Source organism: Ureibacillus galli, from assembly GCF_014836845.1.
Classification (GTDB): domain Bacteria; phylum Bacillota; class Bacilli; order Bacillales_A; family Planococcaceae; genus Ureibacillus; species Ureibacillus galli.
In genome coordinates, this window is record NZ_JACSQA010000012.1 from 1 (window position 1) to 11246 (window position 11246).

Consider the following 11246-nt stretch of genomic DNA (forward strand, 5'->3'; position numbering starts at 1 on the left):
TAAGTATAACGGGGTAGTTCATTGAAGAAAATAGAAAAACCCCGAATAGGTCCACTTTTTTTAAAGTGTCCACTATTTGGGGTTCAGTTCAAACACCTAAACTAGCCCCTTTTAATACCATTCCTACAAACACAGCAATAATACCCAGAACAATCCCTATTATCGTTGATAAATCCATATACGCTCCTCCAAATCTTCAACCTACTATTTTTTTCGACATATTTTCTATAATTTTTACATCCTTATTTCAGAAAGTGCTAGGTTCATCATTTTTTCCCTATTTTTATTCAGAAAAAAACAACTTATCCAACTAGGTCCATATTTGTATCGGACAATGAGTAAAAACAATAATACAAAATAAATAACTTTCGAAAACAATTCATTAAATATAAAAAAACAAATGGAATAATAAAATAGTATTTTTATTGACTCTCCCTCGAAAAAATATTAGCAATTCATTCTCAAAGCTTCGTGAAATTGCCAATATTAAATTTCATCTTAAGATACAATTGTTTATGAATATATTGTATAATAGGAGTCAATGACACTTGTTTATAAGAAAGGAGTCTTTCAACAATGGGTATGTATATTTCTACTGTAGTGGGCTTTTTCGTAGTAATTATGATTGCTATGTCGATGTTCATACATTATTTACGCGTCGGTTTAAACTCTGCTTCATCTGTTAAAATCGATCCTAAACCAACTGAAAAATTCTAATGATTATTCGTTAAGTCGACCAAGCCTATTACGGGTTTGTCGACTTTTTTCATATATACTATAATTTAAGCTATCAACAATAAGGGGATGTGGAATGATGAAATCATCTTTAAATGAAATTCTAAGTTTTAATGAATCATTTGTTAAATTTAAACAGTACGAACCCTACATCACATCAAAATTTCCTGATAAAAAATCAGTTATCTTAACTTGTATGGATACACGCTTAGTTGAATTACTTCCAAAGGCTATGAATATGCGTAACGGAGATGTTAAGGTTGTTAAAAGTGCAGGGGCACAAGTGAGCCATCCCTTTGGTGCTATAATGCGTAGCTTATTAGTAGCCGTTTATGAACTAAAAGCAGATGAAGTCTATGTCATTGGACATCATGATTGTGGAATGAGTGCTATTGATCCAGAATTAATGATTCACCATATGATCGAACGTGGTGTTAATGAAGATATTATTAATACAGTAAAGTTTTCAGGTATTGATTTAGTGGAATGGCTTCGCGGATTTGGAGATGTTTCAACTAGTGTGTTAAAGAGCGTAGATTTAATCCGTAACCATCCCTTAATGCCTAGCGGGACGCCTGTCCACGGACTGATAATGGATCCGAATACCGGGAAACTGGATTTACTTTCCGATGGTAATGAATATTTAACAAAAAACCATCCGGCCGATACAACAAAAATTGAACAATAAAAAAAAGGGTTAATCTTAAACAATCGTTTAAAATTAACCCTTTTTATTGTTGTTTAAACTTTTCGGAGGATAGCCTTTACGAATGATAATCATATCGTAGTAAAGAATATAAATAATGGTCTTCCCAACTACCATTAATATATAAAAGCTCTCTTAACAGCCCTTCACGAACGAAATGAGCGTTTTCCAAAACTTTGATGGAACCATCATTTTTCGGCGATACATAGGCTTCAATACGATGTAATTGAACATTTTGAAAAGCAAACTCAACGACTTGTTTAACTGCTTCCGTTGCAAAACCTTTTCGAGTGTAGTTTTCATCAATAGAATATCCAATGAATGCACTATTATAAGGCAGCCTTTTAATGGCATATAAAGAAATATGACCGATTAAATAATTTCTTCCTTTTTCATAAATACCAAATGAATACTCTCGATTTGCTCGAAGTAAATGCATGCTCTCTAGTATTTTTTTAAATTGCGCTTCTTCCGTGTAAAACTCATCTTCATGAAGGGGTTCATGGATAGACCAAAAATATTTATTCCTTTTCATTAAATCTGCTAAACTTTTCGCATCGGATTCCACTAATGTTCGTAATAATAATCGATCACTTTCGAGCCTTATCAAATGATCACCCTTTTTATGTAGTAAATTCAAAAATTTTTTTACCATCCCGTATACCTTAAAGCCTTTCCTCATATTTTAACCAACTATTTCCATCATTTACATTATGAGCTTCTATATACACCTTTAAGAAATTATTCTTGATGATTAAAAAAAATCCTTTAAAATACTTCCTATTAATAATTGTTTAAAATTTATCCTCTATTACATGTATGCATGCTACAAACTGATTATTTACAGCAATCCTATAATGCTTTTCAAATGTTTGAACATTATATTAGGAAAGGTAACAAATATTGAAAAATGGATTTCTCCATCTTTTTGAAAAAAGGATTTTATAATTAATTCGTGTTATCACCCGCCAGAAACTGTATACCGGGGCGCCCAAATTTCTATCTGTATTTTTTTATCGAAAGCAATTGAAGGATTGTTTAGGTTTTCACAAAATTTTATTACTATTTGGAAATTGTTGTTCAAAACTAAGTAAATGTATATAATTTTATAGAAAGGAGAGGAAAGAATGAGTCGTATAATCCTATTATTTACTTCGGTTATTGTAGTCACCCTTTTTACATTTAATGCATTTTGGCTACAATTTAAAGGGCATTCCACTATTCAAATTATAGATCGTTTACCGATTCTATTTGCACCAACGAATTTTACTTACTACATATGGGTTCTTGTTTTCATTTTTCTTTTCCTTTGGATATATAACTACGTAAAATTACGCCGCACTGATTATTTTATTTCGATACCCCAAGTTATTCTTTTTTTATGTGTAGTTATTTTTCAAATTGCTTCCCTGTGGAGTTGGCATAGTGAACAATTTGTCATATCCTTTGTTTTATTATTTATACAAGTCATTTTATTATTTGGACTTTATTTAACTTATCCATTAAAAAAAGAAATTTTCAAAATAAGAATACCGATTGCTGTTTATTTTAGTTGGTCTACATATCTACTAATTTTACATGGTTGGTACTTACTTGTTGATTTACAATGGAAAGGTTTTGGTTTAAGTAGCGCGCTGTGGACAGTAATTCTAATGACGATTGGTACTGCGATTGCATTACATCTACGCTATCATCATTTTGATATTGCATATCCACTTGTTATGATATGGTGTTATTTAGGAATTGCGATTTCAAATGGTTTTGATGAACTATTAGTAACGACAGCAGCGCTTTTCTTAATAGGTGTTTTGGTAGTGGGCATATTCTTTATGAAAAAAAATCCTGCGCACTTGAAGTAATTCTTCAAGTGAACAGGAATTTTTTTTAATCTTCAATTTGTGTAATGATGATTGGTTTGTCTTTCGTAACAATAACCGTATGTTCGATTTGTGCTACTAAAGATTTGTCCGGTGTAATAAATGTCCACCCATCTCCAGCTTCCACAATATGTTCTGCTTTTTCGGATATGAATGGCTCTACAGCTAAAACCATTCCTTCCTTCATAATCGTTGCATCCCAAGCATCATAATAATTTAAAACGTGATCTGGTTTTTCATGTAGGGAACGGCCAATTCCGTGACCAGTTAAATTCATAATAACAGTTAAACCATTATCTCTCGCTTCCCGTTCAACTGCTTTACCAACTCGATTTAACTTTGAGCCCGCTTTTACTTTTGTCATCGCACGATCAAAGGCAGATTTTGCAACCGTACATAGCTTTTCCTTTTCAGGATAACCACTTCCTACAACAAAGGAAATACCCGTATCCGCAAAATATCCATTTAAAGAACCAGAAACGTCAATATTGACCATATCTCCTTCTTTAATTTCCTTTGAACCAGGAATCCCATGGGCAACTTCGTGGTTTACACTAATGCAAGTATAACCAGGGAAATCATATTCTCCTTTTGGTCCAGAAATTGCGCCTGCCTCTTCAAACATACGTCCTGCAATTTCATCTAACTCTTTTGTCGTAATACCCGGTTTTGTTGCTGCTTTCATGGCTTCACGAATTTCAGCGCAAATACGGCCAATTTTTTTCAATGCTTCTAATTCTTCTTTTGTTTGAACAATCATGTTAAACGTCCTTCCTATATACATATCTTTATATAATATACCATAATCGAAATGGTTTTTATGACAATTGCACCTGATAGGAAATCGTTTTTTCTTTTCAGAATTATCTATACGTAGTCCTTTTTTAGATCGAATGACGGGATTATCTATTCAGTAATAAAACATTTCTCGAACTTTCATTGTTTCTATTTAAACAACTAAAAAACCAAGAATACCGTATCGATTCTTGGTTCTTCTTTATCATATTATAAAATTTATTTTATTAAGAATTGGCTTTTAGTAATCTAGGAGAAGCCGTAAAGATTAGTACACCAACGATCGCTGTTAAAATAATCGCTGGAATCATATAAGATCCATTATAAATAATCGTGTACACCCATACATTTTGATCTCCAGCATACTCAGCAAAGAATACAGCACCCGCAATGGAATGTGCCGCGTAACGCAACAAACCACCTACAATTGTCCCTAAAACAATGTATAAACCCATTCTTTTTTTATTCAAATTCATAGCAGCATCAACAATTTGCTTACGGAATATACCAGCAAATCCGACTACAGAAAAGGCAACAATATAGTCTAGCAATCCTTGAGCCCAGTGAAGGATATAACCTCCAAGAAGGATTTGGATTAGACCAATTAATAGTCCCGTAATTACTCCAGCAGATAATCCCCAACGAATAGCAATTAAAAGAATTGGAACCATCACAAAACTAATTGAACCACCTTGTGCCCATAAAGAAAACGATAATTTGTCTAACACAACACCAATCCCCGCGAAAATAGCGATTTCAACGAGCATTAATAATCTTTTATTGTTCATAACAACTCTCCTCTCTTTTATTCCGATGTAGAACATTGAGAAGGAATAGAAATCTTCGCCCATTATTATTTGGAAACAATGACATCCTTTACTCCAAATAAAAATGGCGTCAGGACAGAGCCTAAACGCCATGAATGGAGTCGGTTTCTATCCACATCCCTTCGCAAGTACTAACTTACAGGTTCAAAGAGTTAGTGCAACAAGTGCACAATCTCAGCTGACTTCATCAGCTCCCCTTGTGGTAAATACATCATTTTTTATTGTTAGAACACATTTATTGTATCAAAGTATATGATTTTTTCAACTAGGTTATTAAGATAAAAATATGTGTCTTAAAAAAGAAAAGGAGAAATACTAGCTTACTTAATCGTTCCTTTAATTTCTCCATTTTTTGAAATGGTAAACTCTAAACTTTTTATCGGTAACTCTGATTCTAAAATTTCATTTAATGTATGATTTTTAACAAAATCTTCAACTTTAGCTTGCTCCTTTATTTGCACAAACTCCACCATGATTGGTTTACTTTTTAATCTCTCTAAAACACTATTAATTTTGCTTTTATTTTCAAATGAGAGAGTGCTATCGAAAACATACAATTTAATCAAGAAATATTTACTATTATAATAATCTTCAAAGTCTTCAATACCGTCTTTGTATTCTTTTATACTTTGTGTTAATAATTTTATTTTTGTATTCGCATTTGGTAAGTATTCTCGTACTATTTCGTTCATATATTCGGAACCTGGTTCCACTAAGTCTAAAGTGAAGTAATCATCGGTAAACTCCATTTCTTCATCTTTCTCACCATCTTTTATATGCACATTGAAGTTTGCGTCGTATTTACTTGAATAAACTACCAAATCATTATACTGTGCCATCAAACTTGCAGATTGAAAGGATACCAGTTCAAAATCATCATCATATTTACTTAAATAATCAAGGGCTTTATTTTTTAATGCTTCAACTGCTTCTTCTTTAGAAACACTTTCTTCTTTCCCGTTCCCAATGCAACCGCCTATTCCTATCATTAAAGAAATCATTAATAGTATCATTAACATTCTTTTCATAAAAATAACTCCAATCGGAACTATGTATGATTCTCTATAGTCCCCTCTTCAATTTCTCCATTTTTCTTGATAGTATAATTCAGACTTTTTAGTTTTAAATCTGATTGTAAAAGTTCACTTATACTTTGATTTTTCACTTGATATTCTAAATCTTCCACAGGCCTTGATTGTACAAAAATGATTCTCATCGATTTTTTTTTTGATTTCATTTCTTCTATTAAACTATTCAATTTACTTTTATCTTCAAAAGAAATTGTACTATCAAAAATATACAAACTAATTATAAATTGATCACTATTATAAAAATCCTCAAAATCTTCAATTCCATCTTTATATTCATTTAAGCCTAAGCTTAATATTCTAATTTTTGCAACTGCATTAGGAAGGAACTTTCTAACGATAGTATTCATATATTCTGAACCCGGTTCCGTTAAATCTAAAAGAATATAATTATCTTTAAATTTGTCTTTTTCATCTTCATAAATATATACATTAAAATTTGTATTATATTTTTTTGAATGCACAACTAAAGTATGATAATGTTCCATTACATTTTGCAATGTAAAAGATACCGGTTCAAATTCGTCATCATATTTACTTAAATAGTCCATGGCTTCATTTTTTAATGCTTCAACTGCTTCTTCTTTTGAAACACTTTCTTCTTTCTCATTCCCAATGCAACCGCCTATTCCTATTATTAAAGAAATCATTAATAGTATCATTAACATTCTTTTCATAAAAATAACTCCAATCGGAACTATGTATGATTCTCTATAGTCCCCTCTTCAATTTCTCCATTTTTCTTGATAGAATAATCTAAACTTTTTAGTGGGAGATCTGATGTTAATAATTCATTTAAACTGTGATTCTTTACGTAATTTTCTAAATCCCCCTCTGCTCTTGTTTGTACAAATATGATTCTCATTGTTTTATTATTTTGTCTCATTTCCTCTAATAAACGATTCATTTTAGTTTTATCTTCGAAAGAGAGTGTACTGTCAAAAACATATAGTGAAATTAAAAATTGATCACTATTATAGTAGTCTTCAAAATTATCAATTCCCTCTTTATACGCTTTTAAAGTTAAGTTTAATAACTCTATTTTTGTAACAGCATTAGGAAAGAACTTTTTAACGATAGTATTCATATATTCCGAACCAGCTTGCTCTAAATCTAAAAGAAAATAGTTATCGTTAAATTTGTCCTCATCGGTCTCATCAATATAGACTTTGAAATTCGTATTGTATTTTTTTGAATGCACAACTAAAGTATGATAATGTTCCATTACATTTTTCAATGTAAAAGATACCGGTTCAAATTCATCATCATATTTACTTAAATAGTCCATGGCTTCATTTTTTAATGCTTCAACTTCTGTTTCTTTAGAAACACTTTCTTCTTTCTCTTTCCCAATACAACCACCTATACCTATTACTAAACAAATGGTTAGTATGACATAAATTGTTTTTCTCATATTTAATTTTTCCTTTTATCCTACTTATTCTTGTTTGATGTGTAATCTTTAAAACCATCTTTATCGATATAAAGTCTATATTCATTCAAAATCTTATAATCTTTTAAATTAGATTTATCAAAGAAAGATAAGCTACTAGGCTTTTCCAAAAAGCTTTCGTAATCCTTATCTGAAATTAAAAAAACATTCATATAATATCCTATTTCTGGGATTTCGCTGTGAATCTTTTCCATAATAAGCTGAAATGAAGTAGATGTAATTGTCGAATTCTCTTTTACAATAACTGAAGTTGTAATATATCTAGGAGAATATTTTTCTACATATTCAGCTAGCGTGATATCAAGATTTGTTTCCTCTTTATCATTAGAACTAAGATAAAACATATTAGTAGAAGTCTGTAATTCGACTCCATCCATTTCACCTTTTATTTCTTCATTTATATTCTCACTAATAATTCGTCCAATATAATCGTCTTTTAATTCACCCTCTTTTGTTGTAATCGCATTAAAATGGAGTGTTTCGTCATTTTTAGGGTAAACATATGTTTGAACCGTGCCGCTTCCACCTGTACCGTATCTTCCTCCAATTGAGGACACTTCAAATTCAATACCATATTTATCCTCAAGCAATGATTCAACATTGTTTGATTTTTTTTCATTTAATGAACTGCATCCGCATAAGAACAGGAGTGTAGATACAATCATAACGCTACCTAAAAATATTCTTCTTATTTCCATTTCGGTTCTACTTTCGCACACCTTTTAATTGATTCCTCCGTATAGCATGTTGTTTATATCTTCATCAGATTCTACAAAGCCATTTTCCGTTAATTCAACAAAAACTGTACTATCATAGTCATAACTTTCTAAATCAGAAGGGACTATATTGACTACTTTCGCTAAAGTTTCATTCACCTTTTTATATTCATCATCATTGAATAGCCAATACGTTGCAGAAATAGAAGGGCCAATAAACTGATTGTAGGATTGCTGTACAATCGTTTTTAACTTCTCCGCTGTAATGCTTTCATCATTTTTCATGACGATTTCTACATGAACATACTCGGATTTCGATTTTTCTAGATAGTCTTCAATCGTCATATCTTTCGTAATTTCAACAGATTGTTTTGGATGAATTCTTATCCACGAGGAAGCATCTAAGCCTTGATCTTCAATCGCTTTATTAAAAACCGATTCAAATTTATTCAATAAAAGCATCTCAGGGTAATTTTCAACAATGTTTTCTGAAGTATCCATTTCGGCAGTAAATAGAATGTCGGATTCTAATGCTTTCACATACGTCGTTACCGTATCATTACTTTTCGTCCCCCACCGTTCCCCTAAATATTGAACTTCAAAGGATTCATTGTACTTTTCGGATAACTTTTCCTCAATGATTTTAGCTGTTTTTTCATTTACATCACTACATCCTAATAGACTTAAAATAGAGAATGTGATTAATAATCTACCTATCCTTTTTAAATCGAATTTCATTCATAAACCTACCTTTACCTTGTGTTAACCCCAATTTACTCCACAAGCTCAAATTGCTTATTGTTTTTAAAGCCGATTCAAAAGGCAAAGGATCCATATTTTCTGACTCTTTCACAATGGTATAACAAATAAAATATTCTGTACCTACTTGTTCGACATAGTCAGCTATTTCAATATTAGGATCTGTAATGTCTATTGATAGATTTTTATCATTGGTTAAAATAAAGCTTTCCGATTCAACACCAATTTTATTTAATTCTTCTTTAAGCACTTTATTTATTTTTGAACTAATTAATCTTGCCATAAAGTTATCTACTACACTTTCACCATCTTTTTTCAAAAAAACATTAAAGTTGATATTCTTGTCATTTAGAGGATTGGCAATCGCTTCTAATTTATAGGATCCGCCATTACTATATCTATTACCAATGGTGGATACTTCGAACTCGATGCCATACCTTTCTTCTAGAAGTTTTTCAACTGTCTGGGCTTGATTTTCATCAACTGCATTGCAACCGAATAAACTAAATATGAAAATGCCTATAACGACACTTCCTAGTAATCTCTTAATTCTCACTTTCATTTTTCTATCTACCTTTCTTACTGTAATCATTTCTGTCTAATAAAGTAGATAATTCATGTGTAAATAATTACTCATATGAATATTCTTTAACTGGTGTAGTTGCTAGATTTTCGGATGAATCAATCATAAAGGTTTGTGAAGCAACAATAGCTTCTAATTTCAATAATGATTGGAGTGTATTAGTTGGAACCATTTCACTTATATCTGTAGAGGTTGATACAAATTTTACAGCTCCTAATACGTCATGATTATTTAGCTCTAGCACAACCTCTTTAAATAATCCATTATTTCTCTCATAATCTATGTTTTCTAAAAAAATATAGCTATTTATACCAACCCATCCTGAATTTAAATAATCTTGAAAGGTCTTAATTTCTCCTTTATAGTCAATGGATTGATCAAGAAAGGCAACTTTTACACTTGCATTTGGTAATTTAGATTGAATTAATGAGTATACATATTCAGAAGCTTCATTTGACATATCTAACTGAAAATAATCATCTTCAAAAGTAAATTCTTTTCCCTCTTCGTAAATGTATACTTGAAAATTTTCATCATATTTCGAGGAGTGTACTACAATAGTATGAAAGGGTTGTATTATACCTTTTAAAGTTAAATTTTCCACTGCAAAAGTGTCATCATATTTTTCCAAATAACTTAATGTTTGTTCTTTTAGCAACTCTGCTTTTCCCTTTAATTCACTGTTTTCTTCATCATTTTTTCCAAAATGTTTTTCAGAGCTAAGGTTCGAATCTGCACAACCACTTACTCCAATAGCTAAACAAAAAATCAAAAATAGTATGTTAAGTTTCTCCATATTATAGTTATGACTCCTATTCTTTTAACACAACCCTAATAGCGTTCTACAACTGTTAAAGATTCTCTTTATACAATCGACTTTTAAATTCTTCGAAAGTTAAATTTGTTTCATCAATTAATCTGGTATAAGTAGTTAGACTTTTGTCGTATTCATACCATTTCATTTGCGTTCCAAGATACTCATATTTATCCAGGTATTCAGAAGTTTTATTTATATCTCCATCAGAACCGACAGTAATTATGTTGCTTGTAAAATTATACGCGTTTAATTTACTATATAATTTATAAATTTCCTCTATGTCTATAGACTCTAAAGGTTCATCAATATAAATAAATGTATTTGTTGAATTAAGTTTAGAAATATAATTAGCAAAATTCCCCTTGAAGTCTTCTATATCTACATCATTCCACTCATGTATTGCCCCACTAACATAAAACCGGCTTTCCGTTATAAAACTTAAATTCTCGATCTCTAATTCTTTTTTAAATAAGTAAGACGCTAACATATTTCGATAATTATCTAGATATTCTCCTTTTTTCCCCAAATACTCTGTTACTAAGATAGTAATACCAAGATCATTCTTAGCAATTAATACATTTTGATTTGCAAAATCGTTCAATCCCTCTTCACCTGGTATATATTCAATTGCTTCGAAAGTTTCATCATATTTTGTATTAATATAATTTAACATGGCCTCTACGTTTTGGGCGTTTTCCTCATCGCTGGTTTGCATACATCCGCCTACTAAAATCGCAAAACATATTGTCAAAATAAGCATAAATATTTTTTTCATTGAATTTTAAACTCCCACTGTATGTTCAATTCTTATACTAAATCATATCAGATTCTTCCTAAAATTAACAAAAGGCGATGGATATACCATCACCTTTTTCATTTTGCTATAAATT

At 30.9% G+C, this 11246-nt stretch carries 14 protein-coding genes and 1 riboswitch; of the genes, 3 read left to right on the forward strand and 11 right to left on the reverse strand.

Annotated elements, in window-relative coordinates:
* The first annotated feature begins 576 nt into the window (after window positions 1–576).
* Window positions 577–717, forward strand: a complete 141-nt coding sequence (locus tag H9636_RS09390; RefSeq protein ID WP_191707437.1) for a hypothetical protein — start codon at window positions 577–579, stop codon at window positions 715–717.
* 94 nt (window positions 718–811) lie between these two features.
* Window positions 812–1423, forward strand: coding sequence for a beta-class carbonic anhydrase (locus H9636_RS09395; protein ID WP_225230160.1), 612 nt, complete (start codon window positions 812–814; stop codon window positions 1421–1423).
* A 76-nt stretch (window positions 1424–1499) separates the two neighbouring features.
* Here the strand turns inward: H9636_RS09395 and H9636_RS09400 are convergent, their stop codons facing one another.
* Window positions 1500–2051 (reverse strand): GNAT family N-acetyltransferase, encoded by a 552-nt coding sequence (locus H9636_RS09400; protein WP_225230161.1) that lies wholly within the window; start codon window positions 2049–2051, stop codon window positions 1500–1502.
* A 517-nt stretch (window positions 2052–2568) separates the two neighbouring features.
* Between H9636_RS09400 and H9636_RS09405 the strand changes: the two genes are divergently transcribed.
* Entirely contained in the window at window positions 2569–3300 is a 732-nt protein-coding gene (locus H9636_RS09405) for a hypothetical protein (RefSeq protein ID WP_122971922.1), read from the forward strand.
* A gap of 25 nt (window positions 3301–3325) precedes the next feature.
* Here the strand turns inward: H9636_RS09405 and map are convergent, their stop codons facing one another.
* The 10 genes from map to H9636_RS09455 form a co-directional block, all read right to left on the reverse strand.
* The gene (gene map / locus H9636_RS09410) at window positions 3326–4078 is read right to left on the reverse strand and encodes a type I methionyl aminopeptidase (protein WP_122971921.1); all 753 of its coding nucleotides are present in this window, start codon (window positions 4076–4078) and stop codon (window positions 3326–3328) included.
* A 262-nt stretch (window positions 4079–4340) separates the two neighbouring features.
* Window positions 4341–4901, reverse strand: coding sequence for an energy-coupled thiamine transporter ThiT (thiT, locus tag H9636_RS09415; RefSeq protein ID WP_191707367.1), 561 nt, complete (start codon window positions 4899–4901; stop codon window positions 4341–4343).
* 139 nt (window positions 4902–5040) lie between these two features.
* Window positions 5041–5148: riboswitch (TPP riboswitch) on the reverse strand.
* A 112-nt stretch (window positions 5149–5260) separates the two neighbouring features.
* The gene (locus H9636_RS09420) at window positions 5261–5968 is read right to left on the reverse strand and encodes a hypothetical protein (protein WP_191707368.1); all 708 of its coding nucleotides are present in this window, start codon (window positions 5966–5968) and stop codon (window positions 5261–5263) included.
* A 20-nt stretch (window positions 5969–5988) separates the two neighbouring features.
* The gene (locus H9636_RS09425) at window positions 5989–6705 is read right to left on the reverse strand and encodes a hypothetical protein (protein WP_191707369.1); all 717 of its coding nucleotides are present in this window, start codon (window positions 6703–6705) and stop codon (window positions 5989–5991) included.
* A gap of 20 nt (window positions 6706–6725) precedes the next feature.
* Window positions 6726–7442: a hypothetical protein gene (locus H9636_RS09430; protein WP_191707370.1), complete on the reverse strand. Its 717-nt coding sequence runs from the start codon at window positions 7440–7442 to the stop codon at window positions 6726–6728.
* A 20-nt stretch (window positions 7443–7462) separates the two neighbouring features.
* Entirely contained in the window at window positions 7463–8179 is a 717-nt protein-coding gene (locus tag H9636_RS09435) for a hypothetical protein (RefSeq protein ID WP_191707371.1), read from the reverse strand.
* A 24-nt stretch (window positions 8180–8203) separates the two neighbouring features.
* Window positions 8204–8935, reverse strand: coding sequence for a hypothetical protein (locus tag H9636_RS09440; protein WP_191707372.1), 732 nt, complete (start codon window positions 8933–8935; stop codon window positions 8204–8206).
* Entirely contained in the window at window positions 8907–9518 is a 612-nt protein-coding gene (locus H9636_RS09445) for a hypothetical protein (RefSeq protein WP_191707373.1), read from the reverse strand. The genes H9636_RS09440 and H9636_RS09445 overlap by 29 nt, the downstream gene beginning before the upstream one ends.
* A 67-nt stretch (window positions 9519–9585) precedes the next feature.
* Window positions 9586–10335 carry a hypothetical protein gene (locus H9636_RS09450; protein WP_191707374.1) on the reverse strand — a complete coding sequence of 250 codons (750 nt, stop codon included), beginning with the start codon at window positions 10333–10335 and terminating at the stop codon, window positions 9586–9588.
* A gap of 55 nt (window positions 10336–10390) precedes the next feature.
* Window positions 10391–11131 carry a hypothetical protein gene (locus H9636_RS09455; RefSeq protein WP_191707375.1) on the reverse strand — a complete coding sequence of 247 codons (741 nt, stop codon included), beginning with the start codon at window positions 11129–11131 and terminating at the stop codon, window positions 10391–10393.
* Window positions 11132–11246: the final 115 nt, after the last annotated feature.